Origin of the sequence: Erwinia sp. PPS120 (genome assembly GCF_047918655.1) — a bacterium.
In the GTDB taxonomy this organism is placed as follows: Bacteria; Pseudomonadota; Gammaproteobacteria; order Enterobacterales; family Enterobacteriaceae; genus Erwinia; species Erwinia tasmaniensis_A.
Map to the genome: position 1 here is coordinate 57,511 of NZ_JBLREF010000004.1, position 16,886 is coordinate 74,396.

Here is a 16,886-nt window from a genome sequence, read left to right on the forward strand (position 1 = left end):
GGAAATAACAATGACGCAATTTGCAATGGTTTTCCCCGGTCAGGGCTCACAGACCCCTGGCATGCTGGCTGAACTGGCGGCGGAAAATCCAATAGTTGAAAAAACTTTTGGCGAAGCTTCTGCGGCGCTGGGCTATGACCTGTGGGCGCTGGTGCAGAATGGGCCTGCTGAAGAACTGAACAAAACCTGGCAAACGCAGCCCGCGCTGCTGGCTGCATCTGTTGCTATTTTCCGCGTTTGGCAGGAAAAAGGCGGCAAGATGCCAGCAATGCTGGCGGGACACAGCCTGGGCGAGTATAGTGCGCTGGTTTGTGCGGGTGTGCTTGAGTTTACTGATGCTATCAGCCTGGTAGAACTGCGTGGAAAACTGATGCAGGAAGCGGTGCCGGAAGGCACGGGTGCCATGCAGGCCATTATTGGTCTGGACGATGCGTCCATCGCTAAAGCCTGCGAAGATTCTGCTCAGGGCCAGGTTGTTTCACCGGTTAATTACAACTCGCCAGGTCAGGTTGTGATCGCCGGGAATAAAGAAGCCGTTGAGCGTGCGGGTATCGCCTGCAAGGCCGCAGGCGCTAAACGCGCGCTGCCGCTGCCGGTCAGCGTACCTTCCCACTGTGCGCTAATGAAGCCCGCAGCGGACAAGCTGGCGACGGCGCTGGAAAAATTGACCTTCAACGCCCCGGTTATACCGGTCGTGAATAACGTTGATGTCAAATGCGAAACCTCGGCTGAGGCTATCCGCAGTGCGCTGGTTCGTCAGCTGTACAGCCCGGTTCGCTGGACCGGCTGTGTGGAATTTATAGCATCTCAGGGCGTGACGTCGCTGCTGGAAGTTGGACCGGGTAAGGTACTGACCGGCCTGACCAAGCGTATCGTTGATACCCTGACGGCGGCCCCGGTAAACGATCCGGTCAGCCTGTCCGCTGCGCTTTAACAGTTATACGAGGAAGATGATGAGCTTTGAAGGAAAAATTGCGCTGGTAACGGGCGCAAGTCGCGGAATTGGGCGCGCTATTGCTGAAACGCTGGCCGCACGGGGTGCAAAAGTGATCGGCACCGCCACCAGCCAGAGCGGCGCAGACGCAATCAGTGCTTATCTCGGCAGCAAGGGTAAAGGCCTGCAGCTGAACGTGACTGATACGGCTTCTATTGAGCAGGTGCTTGAAAATATTCGCGCCGAGTTTGGTGAAGTGGACATTTTAGTCAATAATGCAGGCATCACGCGCGACAATCTTCTGATGCGGATGAAGGATGATGAGTGGCAGGATATCGTGGAAACGAATCTGACTTCCGTTTTCCGCCTGTCAAAAGCGGTAATGCGCGCTATGATGAAGAAGCGCGCAGGCCGAATTATTACCATCGGTTCCGTTGTCGGAACGATGGGTAATGCGGGTCAGGCAAACTATGCAGCAGCAAAAGCAGGTTTGATTGGCTTTAGCAAATCACTGGCGCGTGAAATCGCGTCACGTGGTATTACCGTTAACGTTGTGGCTCCTGGTTTCATTGAAACCGACATGACGCGTACGTTGACCGAAGATCAGCGTACGGGCATTCTGGCGGAAGTGCCTGCGGGGCGCCTTGGCGACCCACAGGAAATCGCCAATGCCGTTGCATTTTTAGCCTCCGACGAGGCGGCGTACATCACTGGTGAAACGCTTCACGTCAACGGCGGAATGTATATGGTCTGATAATCACGAAATTATTTGCGTTATTTGCGGCGAATCCCGCAAAATAACGTAAAATCGTGGTTAGACCAGCCGGGATTTAGTTGCATCTTTTTCAACATTTTATACACTACGAAAACCATCGCGAAAGCGAGTTTTGATAGGAAATTTAATAGTATGAGCACTATCGAAGAACGCGTTAAGAAAATCATTGGCGAACAGCTTGGCGTTAAGCAGGAAGAAGTTGTAAATACTGCCTCTTTTGTAGAAGATCTGGGCGCTGATTCTCTTGATACCGTTGAGCTGGTTATGGCTCTGGAAGAAGAGTTTGATACCGAGATCCCGGATGAAGAAGCTGAGAAAATCACAACTGTTCAGGCTGCTATTGATTACATCAATGGTCACCAGGCTTAAGTGAGCATCTCCAGGCGGTCACTCGACCGCCTGAGTTTTATCTGAACGTCCCACATAGTGTCATTTTTTCCCTCCCTGGAGGACGAACGTGTCTAAGCGTCGTGTAGTTGTGACTGGTCTTGGCATGTTGTCTCCTGTCGGCAATACCGTAGAGTCTACCTGGAATGCTCTTGTTGCCGGTCAGAGTGGCATCAGCCCGATCGACCATTTTGATACTAGTGCCTACGCAACGCGTTTTGCTGGCTTAGTAAAGGATTTTAACTGTGAAGAGTTTATCTCGCGTAAGGACCAGCGCAAGATGGACGCCTTTATTCAATATGGAGTTGTCGCTGGCATTCAGGCCATGCAGGATTCTGGCCTGGTCATCACCGATGAAAACGCCGACCGTATTGGTGCCGCTATCGGCTCCGGTATTGGTGGTCTGGGTCTGATCGAAGAGAACCACACGTCTCTGGTCAACGGCGGTCCGCGTAAGATTAGCCCTTTCTTTGTCCCTTCTACGATTGTAAACATGATAGCCGGTCATCTGACTATTATGTATGGCATGAAAGGCCCCAGCATTGCGATTTCTACCGCCTGTACGACCGGTGTGCATAACATCGGGCAGGCAGCGCGTATCATTGCTTACAACGATGCCGATGTCATGCTGGCTGGCGGCGCAGAGAAGGGCAGCACCCCACTGGGGATTGGCGGCTTTGGCGCTGCCCGTGCGCTATCTACCCGTAATGAGGATCCTCAGGCGGCCAGCCGTCCGTGGGACAAAGATCGCGACGGCTTCGTGCTGGGCGATGGTGCGGGTATCGTGATGCTGGAAGAGTATGAGCATGCGAAAAAACGCGGCGCGAAAATTTATGCTGAGCTGGTGGGTTTTGGCATGAGTAGCGATGCTTATCATATGACTTCTCCACCTGAAAACGGTGCGGGCGCAGCACTGGCAATGGTCAATGCACTGAAAGACGCGCAGCTGACGCCAGAACAGATTGGCTATATCAATGCGCATGGCACGTCGACGCCGGCCGGTGATAAAGCAGAAACGCAGGCGGTTAAGAGCGTATTTGGCGCAGCAGCATCTACCGTGATGGTCAGCTCAACGAAATCGATGACCGGACATCTGTTAGGGGCAGCCGGTGCGGTTGAGTCAATCTACTCAATACTGGCGCTACGCGATCAGGTTATTCCACCCACCATTAACCTGGATAACCCGGATGAAGGCTGTGACCTTGACTTTGTGCCGCATATCGCACGTCAGGTGAGCGGACTGGAATACGCATTGTGCAACTCCTTCGGCTTTGGCGGAACGAACGGTTCGCTGATCTTCCGCCGGATCTAATCCCGCAATGTGGTACCTGAAGCCCCGCCCCAGCGGGGCTTTTTCATTTCTGACTGCCAGCGCATGCGAATTTTTTTATCTTTATACAATTTAGTCCTGGCGATTGGGTGAATCCAATCAGGCTTACAGGTAATCTTTACCGCTAAGTTATCGTCACAGGGGGGATGAATGGTCTGGATAAACGGCGAATCGCAAAACAGTCTTGCAGCAGCAGATCGAGCCGTGCATTTCGGCGATGGATGTTTTACGACGGCGCGTATCGTAGAGGGGCAGATCCTTGCGCTGGATGCCCATTTGCAGCGGCTCGCTGCAGGCTGTGAACGTCTGCGTATCGCGGCAGTTGACTGGGGGGCACTGCGCGCTGAAATGACCTACGCGGCATCGCAACGCAGCGAGGGCGTGCTGAAAACCATAATTTCACGCGGCTCAGGTGGGCGCGGCTACAGTGCTGCGGGCTGTGACAGCCCGACGCGGATCCTCTATCTGTCACCCTATCCTCAGCATTACGCCCGGCTGCGTGAAACAGGTGCCAGGCTGACGCTAAGTTCAGTACGTCTGGGACAAAATCCCCTGTTGGCTGGAATTAAACATCTGAATCGCCTGGAGCAGGTACTCATCCGTACAGAGCTTGAGCAGACCGAAGCCGACGAAGCCCTGGTGCTTGACACCGAAGGGCTGCTGGTGGAATGCTGTGCGGCAAATTTATTCTGGCGCAGGGGAGAGCAGGTTTACACGCCCGATCTGCGCGCGTCTGGCGTAGAGGGTATTCAACGTCAGTGGGTTATCCGTCAGCTAAAAGAGCAGGGGATTGCGCTGCATGAGGTCAGAATGCCGCCCGATACGCTTGCCGATGCGGATGAGGTGTTTATCACTAATGCGCTGATGCCCGTGGTGCCGGTCCGTCAGATCGACAGGTGGCACTACGCTTCCCGCCAGCTGTTCAATTTGATTACTGGCAGAAACGTTTAACATGGATATTTCATGACACCTACGCGAAAAATTATTACCGCACTGGCGCTGGCCGCTGTGGCTGCTGTGGCCGTTGGTTACTGGCAGGTACGTCACTACGCGGATTCCACGCTGCCTGTTCACAATGAAACGATATTCACCCTCCCGGCAGGCTCGGGCAGAGTGGTGCTGGAAGCCGAACTGAATAAACAGCACGTGATGGCCAGTACCTGGCGGTTTGGCTGGTTACTGAAGCTGGAGCCGGAGCTGGCAAAATTTAAGGCAGGTACCTATCGCTTCACGCCGGGGATGACCGTCCGCCAGATGCTGGCGCTGCTGGCCAGCGGCAAAGAAGCCCAGTTCCCGATACGTTTTGTTGAGGGGACGCGGATGCAGGAGTGGCTGGCCGCGCTACGTGCTGCGCCCTATATTAAGCATACGCTGGCCACTGACAGTCTGGCGGCGGTCGCCGCTGCCCTGGATCTTAAGGAGCAGGATGTTGAAGGCTGGTTCTATCCTGATACCTACTCTTATACCGCTAACACCACCGATGTTGCGCTGCTAAAGCGCGCCCATGAGCGGATGGATCGTCTGGTTGACCAACTGTGGCAGGATAAAGCAGACGGCCTGCCCTATAAGGATAAGAACGATCTGGTGACCATGGCCTCTATTGTTGAAAAAGAGACGGCGATAGGGCCGGAGCGCAGCCAGGTGGCATCGGTATTTATTAACCGTCTTCGGCTGGGAATGCGTCTGCAAACTGACCCGACGGTGATTTATGGTATGGGGGATCGCTATAAAGGCAGCCTGACGCGTAAAGATCTCGAAACGCCCAGCGACTGGAACACCTATATTATCCCCGGCATGCCGCCAGGGCCGATTGCGATGCCGGGCAAGCCCTCGCTGGAAGCGGCGGCGCATCCGCTGAAAACAGACTTCCTCTATTTTGTGGCGGATGGTAAAGGAGGGCATACCTTTACCACTAATCTCGCCAGTCATAATCGGGCGGTTCAGGCATGGCGTCTGGCCGTTAAGGAACAAAAATGAGCGGTAAGTTTATCGTTATTGAAGGGCTGGAGGGTGCAGGGAAAACCACCGCCCGGGATGTAGTGGTGGCCGGGCTAAGGCAGCAGGGCATCGCTGAGATTGTTTTTACCCGCGAACCGGGCGGAACGCCGCTGGCTGAAAAACTGCGCGATTTAATAAAGCTTGGCGTCGAAAATGAACGGATCACAGACCGGGCAGAGTTATTAATGCTCTATGCCGCCAGGGTTCAGCTGGTGGAGAATGTTATTAAACCCGCCCTTGCCCGTGGCGCATGGGTGGTGGGCGACCGGCACGATCTCTCCTCGCAGGCCTATCAGGGCGGCGGGCGCGGCATGGACAGCCAACTGATGGCGCAGTTGAAGAGCAGCGTGCTCGGTGATTTTGCCCCCGATTTGACGCTTTATCTGGACGTCACGCCTGAAATTGGCCTGCAACGCGCCCGGGCCAGGGGCGAGCTGGACCGTATTGAGCAGGAGTCACTCAACTTCTTTAGCCGCGTGCGAGAACGCTACCAGGCGCTGGCGGCCAGGGATGGGCGCATTACCACTATTGATGCCACGCAGCCGCTGGAGCAGGTTACCCAGGCCATACGCGCAGCGGTCGCGGGCTGGCTTAAGGCGCAGTTTTGATCTGGTATCCATGGCTGAATCAACCCTACCGGCAGCTGGTGAGTCAGCACCAGGCGGGCAGGGGGCATCACGCCCTGCTATTGCAGTCGCTTCCCGGTATGGGCGATGCCTCGCTGGTGTGGGGACTGAGCCGCTGGCTGATGTGCCAGCGGCGTGATGGGTTCAAAAGCTGTGGCGCCTGTCATGCCTGCCAGCTTATGCTGGCGCATACGCATCCCGACTGGTATCAGCTTACGCCTGAGAAAGGCAAGCAGTCGCTGGGTATTGATGCCATTCGTAGCGTGACGGAAAAACTTTATCATCATGCCCAGCAGGGAGGCGCGAAGGTGGTGTGGCTGCCCGATGCCTCGCAGCTGACCGAAGCGGCGGCGAATGCACTGTTAAAAACGCTGGAAGAGCCGCCCAAAAATACCTGGTTTCTGTTAAGCAGCCACCAGCCTGCGGATCTGCTGGCCACGCTGCGCAGCCGCTGCCAGAACTTCCATCTGGCCCCGCCGCCGGAGGAGCCCAGCCTGAGCTGGCTGCAAAAACAGGTTGCGGCGCCTCAGGAGGCCTGTATCACCGCCCTGCGCCTGAGCGGAGGTGCGCCGGGCGCGGCCCTGGCGCTGCTGGAGGAAAAGTGCTGGACAGCGCGTGAGGCGTTATGTCACGCACTGCCGGAGGCATTGCAGTCCGACGTGTTGCGGCTGCTGCCGGTGCTCAACCATGATGATGCGGCCAGGCGAATTGGCTGGCTGTGTGCGCTGCTGCTGGATGCCCTGAAGTGGCAGCAGGGCGGTGGGGCTTTTATTACCAATGCAGACCGCCAGCCGCTGGTTGCCGGTATGGCGTCACAGCTTCCCGGCAGCGCGCTGGATCTCAGCCTGCGGGAATGGATTATCTGTCGCGATCGGTTGCTGCATGTTTCAGCCGTTAATCGTGAACTGTTATTAACCGATCGGCTGTTGGGCTGGGAGCAGATGCTGCACACCCCTACGGTCGGGTAAACGACCCCAGAGAGTATGTATGTTTTTAGTTGATTCGCACTGCCACCTTGATGGCCTGGATTATGAAAAACTTCATCAGGATGTCTCCGATGTGCTGGCTAAGGCCGCCGCCCGTGACGTGAAGTTTATGCTGGCCGTTGCCACCACGCTGCCCGGCTATACGTCTATGAGGCAGCTGATTGGCAACCGCCCAAATGTGGCATTCTCCTGCGGGGTACACCCGCTTAACCAGGATGAAGCATGGGATTTTGCCGATCTTCGCAGGCTGGCCGCCGATCCTCGCGTGGTGGCGATGGGAGAAACCGGGCTGGACTACCACTACCAGCAGGAGACTAAGGCGCAGCAGCAGGCCTCTTTCCGCGAGCACATCCGCATTGGCCGCGATCTGAATAAGCCCGTGATCGTCCATACGCGCGCCGCGCGCGAGGATACCCTTTCCATCCTGAAAGAGGAGCAGGCAGAGACCTGCGGCGGCGTCCTGCACTGCTTTACAGAGGATCGTGAAACGGCAGAGAAGCTGCTGGATATGGGCTTTTATATCTCTTTCTCCGGCATTGTCACCTTCCGCAACGCTGAATCGATCCGTGAGGCGGCGCGCTATGTGCCTCTTGACAGAATGCTGGTAGAGACGGATTCACCCTACCTGGCACCGGTTCCCTACCGTGGGAAGGAAAACCAGCCGGCCTGGACGCGCGATGTGGCAGAATATATGGCCGTGCTAAAAGGAGTAAGCATTGAGGAAATGGCTGAAGCGACCACGCAAAATTTCTCCACGCTGTTCCACGTCCCGCTGGCCGAACTGACCGACAGCTAAATAATTTTACTGCTCGTAATAATTCCCGGCTAATCGTAAAGTGCATCGCCCCTGCCGGGCGGTGCTGTTTTTTATGGGCAAAAATTGGCGCTTATCAGGAAAATGCGCTACGTATGCAGCGAATGTTAGATGAAACGTGACAATCATCAAACAAATCATGACCGATTTATTTTACAGTTCGTAATAAATATTGAGAGCGTAACAACGCTCCAGCGACGATGGGACCTCCCCCCATGGTCACGCGCACCGCGCGGATAAAAGCACTCATACTCAGGAGTTTGACACTATGTTTAAAAATGCATTTGCAAACCTGCAAAAGGTCGGTAAATCGCTGATGCTGCCGGTATCGGTACTGCCGATTGCCGGTATCCTGCTGGGCGTCGGTTCGGCCAACTTCAGCTGGCTCCCTGCCGTGGTTTCTCACGTCATGGCTGATGCCGGTGGTTCCGTGTTTGCCAATATGCCGCTGATTTTTGCCATCGGCGTGGCGCTGGGCTTTACCAACAATGACGGCGTTTCGGCGCTGGCAGCGGTAGTCGCCTACGGAATTATGGTCAAAACCATGGCTGTGGTTGCGCCGCTGGTGCTGCATATTTCAGCCGCAGAAATCGATGCCAAACATCTGGCCGATACTGGTGTACTGGGGGGGATCATCGCCGGTTCCATCGCCGCCTATATGTTTAACCGCTTTTATCGCATTAAGCTGCCTGAGTATCTGGGCTTTTTTGCCGGTAAGCGCTTTGTCCCGATCATTTCCGGGCTGGCGGCTATTTTCCTGGGCGTCGTGCTCTCATTTATCTGGCCACCGGTGGGTACCGCCATTCAGGAATTCTCGCAGTGGGCCGCCTATCAGAATCCGGTCGTGGCGTTCGGAATTTACGGTCTGATTGAGCGCGCACTGGTGCCATTCGGTCTGCACCATATCTGGAACGTTCCTTTCCAGATGCAGATCGGCGAATTTACTAACGCGGCCGGACAGGTGTTTCACGGCGACATTCCACGCTATATGGCGGGCGATCCAACCGCCGGTAAACTGTCAGGCGGCTTCCTGTTTAAAATGTACGGCCTGCCAGCCGCCGCGATTGCTATCTGGCACTCCGCGAAGCCCGAAAACCGCGCGAAAGTGGGCGGCATTATGATCTCCGCCGCGCTGACGGCTTTCCTGACCGGGATCACCGAGCCGATTGAATTCTCATTTATGTTCGTAGCGCCGATCCTTTATGTGATCCACGCCATTCTTGCCGGACTGGCTTTCCCGATCTGTATCCTGTTGGGAATGCGCGATGGCACCAGCTTCTCTCACGGGCTGATTGACTTTGTGGTGCTCAGCGGTAACAGCAGCAAGATCTGGCTGTTCCCGATTGTTGGCGTCATTTACGGTCTGGTTTACTACACTATCTTTCGGGTGGTGATTGCTAAGTTCAATCTGAAAACCCCGGGCCGTGAAGACGCAACCCGCGATCGGGCGACCGGTAACGCCAGCGAGATGGCGGCTAATCTGGTGGCGGCCTTTGGCGGCAAGGAAAATATCACTAATCTGGATGCCTGCATCACCCGTCTGCGCGTCAGTGTGGCCGACGTGTCTAAGGTCGATCAGACCGGCCTGAGAACGCTGGGGGCCGCAGGCGTGGTCGTAGCGGGTTCGGGCGTTCAGGCTATTTTTGGTACTAAATCCGATAACCTGAAAACCGATATGGACGACTACATGCGTAAGCTGTAGCAGTCAGTCGGTATCAACGAGGGCGCGAAAGCGCCCTTTTTTTATCCCGGCGAGGCAGAAATGCTGCAAAGGCGCGCATTCAGGGAAAGAAAAGTGACGGTAAGGTTGAATGAAATCGAATTTCTCGCTCATACTGCGATAAATCAATCTGCCGCTCAAGGATATGCACTATGGCCGAAGAAACCCTGTTCAGTAAAATCATTCGCCGCGAAATCCCGGCTGACATCCTTTACCAGGATGAGCTGGTTACCGCGTTCCGGGATATCTCTCCCCAGGCGCCCACCCATATTCTGGTGGTGCCAAATATCCTGATCCCTACCGTGAATGATGCGGTCGCAGGCCACGAGGCAGCACTGGGACGAATGATCACCGTGGCGGCTAAAATTGCAAAACAGGAGGGTATTGCGGAAGATGGCTACCGGTTGATCATGAACTGCAATCAGCACGGCGGGCAGGAGGTGTATCATATCCATCTCCACCTGGTTGGGGGTCGTCGTTTAGGGCCAATGCTGGCAAAGTGAATGCACGATTAACGCGGATACCCACTCTATGATGCGCGCTCTTGCAACGGGCATAACGCTGATTGCACTCCTCAGCGGATGCAGCAGTGACACCACCACCATTAACACCTCACAGTCGCTGGTGATGGAATCATCGGTGCTCTCAGCCGGGATAACCACCGATGAGCCGACCCTGTCGGAGCATGAGGGGCAGCAGCGCGCCTCTTCGGTGCTGTACAATCAGCAGGAGAGGGCAGTTACGCTCCACTACCGATTCTACTGGTATGACGATAAGGGGCTGGAGATACTGCCCTTTGAGCGTCCGCGTACCGTCACCGTCGCGCCACACGACAAAATTGAAATATCATCGCAAACCGGTAATCTGACCGCCAGTAAGGTCAGGCTCTATTTGTATCTGTAAGAGGTCATTGCGTGGAAAGGAAAATAACTAAACGTTCGGGCGTGCTGTTACTGGCACTGATCCTCAGCGGCTGTATCAGCCACCAGCAGCAGCAAACGCAGCCCCCTGCGCCGGTAGAACCGGCCCAGCCAGCCCAGCCCGTACCGCCGCCAGCCCAGCCGGGGCCTACCGAGACGGTGCCGGTGCCGCCTAAAATGCAGTCTGTCAACTGGGACGCCAGCGTGAGTCCGCTGGTGGCGCAGATGCTGAAAGCAGATGGCGTCACCGCCGGCAGCGTTTTACTGGTAGATAACGTCAAAAACAGTACCAATGGCAGCCTGCAATCCTCAAAGGCGACGGGTGCGCTGCAAAACGCCCTGGCGAGCAATACGCAGTTTACCCTGGTCACCCCGCAGCAGCTGGCAACGGCTAAGCAGACGCTCGGCCTTTCTGCCGAAGACAGCCTGGTCTCTCGCAGCAAAGCGGTCGGCCTGGCGCGCTATGTCGGTGCGCAGTATGTGCTTTACAGCAACGCAGAGGGGGACGTGAAGTCACCCACGCTGCAAATGCAGCTGATGCTGGTGCAGACCGGAGAAATTATCTGGTCGGGTAGCGGTGTCGTTCAGCATTGATCCGTCGTTAAGCCAGCTCATTGCTCACCTGTTTCCGGCGGTCAAATCCGCCGGTTCTTTTTATCCACTGCCGGGCCTGACCGGCCTGAGCGGAAAATTGCAGGTGGGTGATATGACGCTGCTGGCCAGACAGCAGCAGGAAAGCACGCCGATGCCGGGTATTGACCGTCGGCGTGAGTATCATATTCTGCGTCGGCTTCGCGGCAGCGGCCTTGCGCCTGTTATGCAGGGTTATAACCGACGCTGGCTGCTGCTGCAGTGGCAGACGGGAAGGACGCTTACCCCGAATGAGTTTGCGCAGCGTCTGCCCGACATTACGGCGCAGATGGTGGCGCTGCATCAGCAACCGCTGAGCGGCTTCCGTCTGCTGCTGCTGCCGCTGCTGGAGCAGTACTGGCTGCTCAGTCACGCTTCACGCCGACATACTCGCTGGCTGAGCGCGCTGCGCCGCTGCCAGCGGCAGGGAGAACCCAGGCCGCTGCGGCTGGCGCTGCTGCATATGGATATTCATCCTGGAAACATTGTGACGCAGACCGGGGACGATCTGCATCTGATTGACTGGGAATATGCCAGCGACGGTGATGTCGCACTGGAGCTGGCTGCGACGATCGCGGGTAACGATCTCTCCATGCAACAGCAGGCAAGCCTGATCGCAGACTACGCGGCGCAGCAGCAGCTTGACCCGGCGGCGCTGCGCCTGCAGATCTGCCGCTGGCAGCCGTGGCTGAGGCTACTGATCGCCTGCTGGTATGAACGACGCTGGCAGCAGAGCGGTGACAAATTGTATGACGGGCTGGCGGCAGAAGCCTGGCAGCAGATCTAATCGAAGAAGAGGTGTGAAGTGGGACCGGTAATGTTAGACGTGCTCGGCTACGAGCTGGACGCGGAAGAACGCGAAATTTTACAACATCCGCTGACGGGTGGTCTGATCCTGTTTAGCCGGAACTACCATGATCCGGCACAGCTGCGGGAGCTGGTAAGACAGATTCGACAGGCTTCCCGTCACCGGCTGATCGTGGCCGTCGATCAGGAAGGCGGACGCGTTCAGCGCTTCCGCGAGGGCTTTACCCGCCTGCCAGCGATGCAGTCATTCGCGGCCCTTCATCCACAGGCGGAGGCGGTAAAGCTGGCGGAACAGGCGGGCTGGCTGATGGCGTCGGAAATGATTGCCATGGACATCGACATTAGCTTTGCGCCGGTGTTGGATATCGGCCACGGTAGCGCGGCCATCGGCGAACGCAGCTTTCATCAGGATCCGGCCATCGCGCTAACGCTGGCACGCCATTTTATCAGCGGTATGCGCAGCGCCGGCATGAAGACTACCGGTAAGCATTTTCCGGGCCACGGTGCGGTCAGCGCGGACTCCCATCTGGAGACGCCGCGCGACACTCGCAGCGAAGCGGAAATTCGTCAGCATGATATGCAGATTTTCCGCCAGCTGATCGACGAACAGGCGCTGGATGCGGTGATGCCCGCTCATGTGATCTATACCCAGGTGGACAGTCGACCCGCCAGCGGCTCGCCACACTGGTTGAAAACGGTGTTGCGCGACGAGCTGCGCTTTAAGGGGGTGATCTTCTCCGACGATTTGTCGATGGAAGGCGCGGCGATTATGGGGAGCTATGCGGAACGAGGCGAAGCCTCGCTGGCTGCGGGCTGCGATATGATCCTGGTCTGCAACAATCGCGACGGCGCGGTAAGCGTGCTCGATAATCTGTCCCCGATCAACGCTGAACGCGTTACGTCCCTTTATCATCAGGGGACTTATACCCGCGAGCAGCTGATGGACTCTGCCCGCTGGAAAGAAGCTCATCAGGCCCTGAGCGCACTTCAGTCGCGCTGGCTGGCGCATAAGGGCAGTTGACCGGTTAATACCACACAGAGGATGGCAGACGATGATAATTTACTTGCACGGTTTTGACTCCACCAGTCCGGGTAATCATGAAAAAGTCCTGCAACTGCAGTTTATTGATGCGGATGTGCGCCTGCTGAGCTACAGCACGCTTCATCCTAAGCACGATATGCAGTTTCTGCTGAACGAGACGGACAAGCTGCTGCAAAGCAGCGGTGACGACAGGCCGCTGATATGCGGCGTCGGTCTTGGCGGGTTCTGGGCGGAACGCATTGGCTTTCTGAACGATATCCGCCAGGTGATGTTCAATCCCAATCTGTGGCCCGAAGAAAACATGGTTGGCAAAATCAACCGCCCTGAGGAGTATGTTGATATCGCCAGCAAATGCGTGAACAACTTCCGTGAAAAGAATCGCGATCGCTGCCTGGTGGTACTTTCCCGTCAGGATGACGCGCTGGACAGCCCGCGCTCGGCGGCAGCGCTGCAAAGTTTTTACGAGATTATCTGGGACGAAACAGAGGGCCACAAATTTAAGAACATCGCTCCCCATCTTCAGCGTATCAAAGCGTTTAAAACGCTGGGTTAGCCGTTCAGGCAGCGTGGGCATTGCTCTGCTGCCTGAAATTCAGCTTCGCCTCTTAGTACTATTCTGAGTTCACCAGACAGGAATTGACCTGCATCAATTTTTTCACCCTCACTGATTTTCCCCGTGCTATTCTGCCAGCAGATAGCGAATTAAACTCGCCAACCCTATGTTAATTAAGGATATTGATTTAACCTTTAGTTAACGATTGGTTCACATTTTAAGGGGGTCATTTGACTACACCAATGAAGAAGATCGTTATTGTCGGCGGAGGTGCTGGTGGTCTGGAGCTGGCCACGCAGCTTGGGCAAAAACTGGGACGGAAAAACAGAGCGGAAATCACGCTGGTCGATCGCAATCACAGCCACCTGTGGAAGCCGCTGCTGCATGAGGTGGCGACCGGATCGCTGGATGAGGGCATCGACGGACTCAGCTATCTGGCCCATGCCCGCAATCATCACTTCCACTTTCAGCTGGGAACCCTAACCGCTATCGATCGTGAAAACAAACGACTGCATCTGGCGGAGATCCGCGATTCGCACGGCGAGCTGCTGGTGCCGGAGCGTGAGGTCGCGTGGGATACGCTGGTTATGGCGCTTGGCAGTACCTCTAATGACTTTGGCACGCCGGGCGTTAAGGAGAACTGCATATTCCTGGATAATCCCCACCAGGCGCGTCGATTCCATAATGAAATGCTTAACCTGTTTCTGAAATTCTCCGCCAGCGAAGGGGCAAAAGAGAAGGTAAATATCGCCATCGTCGGCGGTGGTGCCACGGGTGTGGAGCTTTCAGCCGAGCTGCATAACGCGGTTAAACAGCTTCACAGCTATGGTTACAAGGGGCTGGATAATAAGGCGCTGAACGTAACGCTGGTCGAGGCGGGTGAGCGCATTCTACCCGCGCTGCCGCCGCGTATTTCTACAGCGGCTACCCATGAATTAACCAAGCTGGGCGTGCGCGTACTGACCCAGACGATGGTGACCAGCGCGGATAAGCAGGGACTTCATACCAAATCGGGTGAAGTGATCGAAGCCGATTTAATGGTCTGGGCGGCGGGCATTAAGGCCCCGGACTTTATGAAAGAGATAGGCGGGCTGGAGACAAACCGTATCAATCAGCTGGTGGTTGAACCGACGCTTCAGACCACCCGCGATGAAAATATCTATGCCATCGGCGACTGCGCCTCCTGCGCACTGCCGGAAGGGGGAGTTGTCCCCCCACGCGCGCAGTCAGCTCACCAGATGGCATCGCGGGTGCTGGATAACATCCTTGCAGAGATGAAAGGCAAGAGCCAGAAAGCCTACGTCTATAAGGATCACGGTTCGCTGGTTTCGCTTTCACGTTTTAGTACCGTGGGTAGCCTGATGGGAAATCTGATGCGTGGCTCGATGATGGTGGAAGGGCGCATCGCGCGGTTCGTCTATATTTCACTGTATCGTATGCATCAGGTGGCGCTGCATGGTTATTTTAAAACCGGCCTGATGATGCTGGTGGGCAGTATTAACCGCGTTATCCGTCCCCGCCTGAAGCTGCACTAAGCCCAGTAGCGGTCCTGTTGCTGAACGCCATATCGTAATATTCAGGGTGGCGCGTCCACCCTGAGCCTTTCAGATCATCCATTCCGCGTCCCTGCCAGTCAGAACACTCTTAAAAGCTTTTACTTATGTCAAACCGTTACTTTTCGTCCGGTATTCTTATTGTCACTTCTGGTCCTGATGCGCACAATTCAATGCAATACCACGGCGCGTCGCGCACGCCGAGTACAAACTCCTGCAACGAGATTGTGCAGAAGGAAAGAATGCGCGGTAACAATTTCAGGAGGGTGTCCTGTGAATAAATCAATGTTGGCGGGTATCGGGATTGGCGTGGCGGCTGCACTGGGTGTGGCAGCGGTAGCGAGTATGAACGTATTTGACCGTGGTCCTCAGTACGCACAGGTGCTTTCTGCCACCCCCATTAAAGAGACGTCTAAAAACCCACGTCAGGAGTGTCGGAATATTACGCTGACGCACCGTCGTGCGGTTCAGGATGAAAACCGTATCGCCGGTTCCGTTCTTGGTGCCGTGGCCGGTGGCGTGTTGGGTCATCAGTTTGGCGGCGGTCGTGGCCGCAGCGTGGCAACCGTTGCCGGCGCACTGGCCGGAGGCTATGGCGGGAATCAGGCGCAGGGCGCGCTGCAGGATCGTGATACCTATACCACTACCGAACAGCGCTGCAAGACGGTTTACGATAAGCAGGAAAAGATGATGGGTTATGACGTGACCTATAAGATCGGTAGCCAGCAGGGCAAAGTCCGTATGGATAACGATCCCGGTACGCGTATCCCACTGGACAGTAATGGTCAGCTTATCCTGAACGATAAAGCGTAATAACGGTGTAGATTAAAACAGGCTGTGCAGGCTGGGATACCTGCTGAGTGGGTGGGTAGGCCCGGCGTTTGCAGGCTGGTTATGTAAGCTTCGATGTCTTCGGTGTCGGTGGATAATCCCAGCCATTGTCGGGCGTCCTCACGCCACGCTACGCGTGGTGCCTTTGGCTCCGACTTCAGGCCTGACGGCCCGGTCGCGAGCGGGCATCCCTGCCCGCCGCTCCCTGAGGGCAGCGTCCCTGCTGCCCTCGCCTGGCCTTCCATCTGCGCTGCAGCGCTGCGGAATGCACGGCAATGGCTGGGCATATCCACCTCTCGGGCTTTAGAGCCGCCTTTATAAATAAAACAATAAACAAAACTCAATAAATAGAACGATAAAAAAACTATATAACGATAAGCAAAACTATTTTTATGTTTAGCCCCAACGCAGCTTTTAGCTAAAATGTCACCCTTTCCTGAGGGCAGCATTTTGCGGGTTTGTGAGAGGGTTTCCGTTAAATCACTTTAATCGACAGTTTCTCAGGCTCCTGCCCGCTAATACTTCTCCTGTTACTGTCCTCCGATTGGGCCGCTGCTATCCTCATCCATTTTGATTATTCAGGCAGGTATTCTGACTGAAGATGTTAACCACAGTCAGCATTGTGCATGAGCGTGTAGGAAGGACGGCGCTTTCAGACATATTCGACTGGCTGGCTTATAAGTAACAGCAAAGTGGGTAGTGATGGAATATATCGCCCAGATTGAAAGCAAAGTAATCATGCAAACCAGATGAAAAAAGTATGACTGAGAGTCCTCTGGCTTTCGCCGGGGTAAGTCATGGACAATTAAAGCGACTCAGAAGCCTGCGTATTAACAGGTTTGGCTGATGTAGCGCAGGTGCATGGTAAGGGCCGGGATTCTATTGAAAGCGACTCTGTAGCCTGAAAGGTGGGCAACCACAGGGCTTACCCACCGGCAAAGCAGAAATTGCAGCCTGCACAACTAGCCGGGGCATCAGCT

At 55.6% G+C, this 16,886-nt stretch carries 18 protein-coding genes; all 18 read left to right on the forward strand.

Annotated elements, in window-relative coordinates; all coding sequences use genetic code 11:
- Nucleotides 1-10: 10 nt before the first annotated feature.
- The 18 genes from fabD (at nucleotide 11) to ACLRGG_RS02215 (ending at nucleotide 15,888) form a co-directional block, all read left to right on the forward strand.
- A complete protein-coding gene (gene fabD / locus ACLRGG_RS02130) occupies nucleotides 11-934 on the forward strand; it encodes an ACP S-malonyltransferase (protein WP_416248203.1) in 924 nt (307 codons plus the stop codon).
- A 19-nt stretch (nucleotides 935-953) separates the two neighbouring features.
- Entirely contained in the window at nucleotides 954-1,688 is a 735-nt protein-coding gene (fabG, locus tag ACLRGG_RS02135; RefSeq protein ID WP_416248204.1) for a 3-oxoacyl-ACP reductase FabG, read from the forward strand.
- Between the two features lie 153 nt (nucleotides 1,689-1,841).
- Entirely contained in the window at nucleotides 1,842-2,078 is a 237-nt protein-coding gene (gene acpP, locus ACLRGG_RS02140) for an acyl carrier protein (RefSeq protein WP_004157115.1), read from the forward strand.
- 88 nt (nucleotides 2,079-2,166) lie between these two features.
- Nucleotides 2,167-3,408: a beta-ketoacyl-ACP synthase II gene (gene fabF / locus ACLRGG_RS02145; RefSeq protein ID WP_416248205.1), complete on the forward strand. Its 1,242-nt coding sequence runs from the start codon at nucleotides 2,167-2,169 to the stop codon at nucleotides 3,406-3,408.
- A 168-nt stretch (nucleotides 3,409-3,576) separates the two neighbouring features.
- On the forward strand, nucleotides 3,577-4,377 hold the full coding sequence (gene pabC, locus ACLRGG_RS02150) for an aminodeoxychorismate lyase (protein ID WP_416248206.1): 801 nt from the start codon (nucleotides 3,577-3,579) through the stop codon (nucleotides 4,375-4,377).
- Between the two features lie 12 nt (nucleotides 4,378-4,389).
- A complete protein-coding gene (mltG, locus tag ACLRGG_RS02155; protein WP_416248207.1) occupies nucleotides 4,390-5,403 on the forward strand; it encodes an endolytic transglycosylase MltG in 1,014 nt (337 codons plus the stop codon).
- A complete protein-coding gene (gene tmk / locus ACLRGG_RS02160) occupies nucleotides 5,400-6,032 on the forward strand; it encodes a dTMP kinase (RefSeq protein ID WP_416248208.1) in 633 nt (210 codons plus the stop codon). Before mltG ends, tmk begins: the two co-directional genes overlap by 4 nt.
- Nucleotides 6,029-7,018: a DNA polymerase III subunit delta' gene (holB, locus tag ACLRGG_RS02165; protein ID WP_416248209.1), complete on the forward strand. Its 990-nt coding sequence runs from the start codon at nucleotides 6,029-6,031 to the stop codon at nucleotides 7,016-7,018. The genes tmk and holB overlap by 4 nt, the downstream gene beginning before the upstream one ends.
- A gap of 19 nt (nucleotides 7,019-7,037) precedes the next feature.
- Complete coding sequence (locus ACLRGG_RS02170) at nucleotides 7,038-7,832, forward strand: metal-dependent hydrolase (RefSeq protein WP_416248210.1); 795 nt, start codon at nucleotides 7,038-7,040, stop codon at nucleotides 7,830-7,832.
- 286 nt (nucleotides 7,833-8,118) lie between these two features.
- Nucleotides 8,119-9,552 carry a PTS glucose transporter subunit IIBC gene (gene ptsG, locus ACLRGG_RS02175; RefSeq protein ID WP_416248211.1) on the forward strand — a complete coding sequence of 478 codons (1,434 nt, stop codon included), beginning with the start codon at nucleotides 8,119-8,121 and terminating at the stop codon, nucleotides 9,550-9,552.
- 170 nt (nucleotides 9,553-9,722) lie between these two features.
- Nucleotides 9,723-10,073 carry a purine nucleoside phosphoramidase gene (gene hinT / locus ACLRGG_RS02180; protein WP_416248212.1) on the forward strand — a complete coding sequence of 117 codons (351 nt, stop codon included), beginning with the start codon at nucleotides 9,723-9,725 and terminating at the stop codon, nucleotides 10,071-10,073.
- A gap of 31 nt (nucleotides 10,074-10,104) precedes the next feature.
- Entirely contained in the window at nucleotides 10,105-10,473 is a 369-nt protein-coding gene (locus ACLRGG_RS02185; RefSeq protein WP_416248264.1) for a YcfL family putative periplasmic lipoprotein, read from the forward strand.
- Nucleotides 10,474-10,496: 23 nt separating this feature from the next.
- Nucleotides 10,497-11,084 carry a penicillin-binding protein activator LpoB gene (gene lpoB, locus ACLRGG_RS02190; protein ID WP_416248265.1) on the forward strand — a complete coding sequence of 196 codons (588 nt, stop codon included), beginning with the start codon at nucleotides 10,497-10,499 and terminating at the stop codon, nucleotides 11,082-11,084.
- Entirely contained in the window at nucleotides 11,068-11,907 is an 840-nt protein-coding gene (thiK, locus tag ACLRGG_RS02195) for a thiamine kinase (RefSeq protein WP_416248213.1), read from the forward strand. Before lpoB ends, thiK begins: the two co-directional genes overlap by 17 nt.
- 30 nt (nucleotides 11,908-11,937) lie before the next feature.
- Nucleotides 11,938-12,948 carry a beta-N-acetylhexosaminidase gene (gene nagZ, locus ACLRGG_RS02200; RefSeq protein ID WP_416248214.1) on the forward strand — a complete coding sequence of 337 codons (1,011 nt, stop codon included), beginning with the start codon at nucleotides 11,938-11,940 and terminating at the stop codon, nucleotides 12,946-12,948.
- A gap of 31 nt (nucleotides 12,949-12,979) precedes the next feature.
- Complete coding sequence (gene ycfP, locus ACLRGG_RS02205; protein WP_416248215.1) at nucleotides 12,980-13,522, forward strand: alpha/beta hydrolase YcfP; 543 nt, start codon at nucleotides 12,980-12,982, stop codon at nucleotides 13,520-13,522.
- A 230-nt stretch (nucleotides 13,523-13,752) separates the two neighbouring features.
- Complete coding sequence (locus ACLRGG_RS02210; protein ID WP_416248216.1) at nucleotides 13,753-15,057, forward strand: NAD(P)/FAD-dependent oxidoreductase; 1,305 nt, start codon at nucleotides 13,753-13,755, stop codon at nucleotides 15,055-15,057.
- Nucleotides 15,058-15,348: 291 nt separating this feature from the next.
- Nucleotides 15,349-15,888: a glycine zipper 2TM domain-containing protein gene (locus ACLRGG_RS02215; RefSeq protein ID WP_067703231.1), complete on the forward strand. Its 540-nt coding sequence runs from the start codon at nucleotides 15,349-15,351 to the stop codon at nucleotides 15,886-15,888.
- Nucleotides 15,889-16,886 lie beyond the last annotated feature (998 nt).

Coding starts and splice junctions, on each gene's coding strand:
- fabD (WP_416248203.1), top strand. CDS start 11: ATGACGCAATTTGCAATGGTTTTCCCCGGTCAGGGCTCACAGACCCCT.
- fabG (WP_416248204.1), top strand. CDS start 954: ATGAGCTTTGAAGGAAAAATTGCGCTGGTAACGGGCGCAAGTCGCGGA.
- acpP (WP_004157115.1), top strand. CDS start 1,842: ATGAGCACTATCGAAGAACGCGTTAAGAAAATCATTGGCGAACAGCTT.
- pabC (WP_416248206.1), top strand. CDS start 3,577: ATGGTCTGGATAAACGGCGAATCGCAAAACAGTCTTGCAGCAGCAGAT.
- mltG (WP_416248207.1), top strand. CDS start 4,390: ATGACACCTACGCGAAAAATTATTACCGCACTGGCGCTGGCCGCTGTG.
- tmk (WP_416248208.1), top strand. CDS start 5,400: ATGAGCGGTAAGTTTATCGTTATTGAAGGGCTGGAGGGTGCAGGGAAA.
- ACLRGG_RS02170 (WP_416248210.1), top strand. CDS start 7,038: ATGTTTTTAGTTGATTCGCACTGCCACCTTGATGGCCTGGATTATGAA.
- ptsG (WP_416248211.1), top strand. CDS start 8,119: ATGTTTAAAAATGCATTTGCAAACCTGCAAAAGGTCGGTAAATCGCTG.
- hinT (WP_416248212.1), top strand. CDS start 9,723: ATGGCCGAAGAAACCCTGTTCAGTAAAATCATTCGCCGCGAAATCCCG.
- ACLRGG_RS02185 (WP_416248264.1), top strand. CDS start 10,105: ATGCGCGCTCTTGCAACGGGCATAACGCTGATTGCACTCCTCAGCGGA.
- nagZ (WP_416248214.1), top strand. CDS start 11,938: ATGTTAGACGTGCTCGGCTACGAGCTGGACGCGGAAGAACGCGAAATT.
- ycfP (WP_416248215.1), top strand. CDS start 12,980: ATGATAATTTACTTGCACGGTTTTGACTCCACCAGTCCGGGTAATCAT.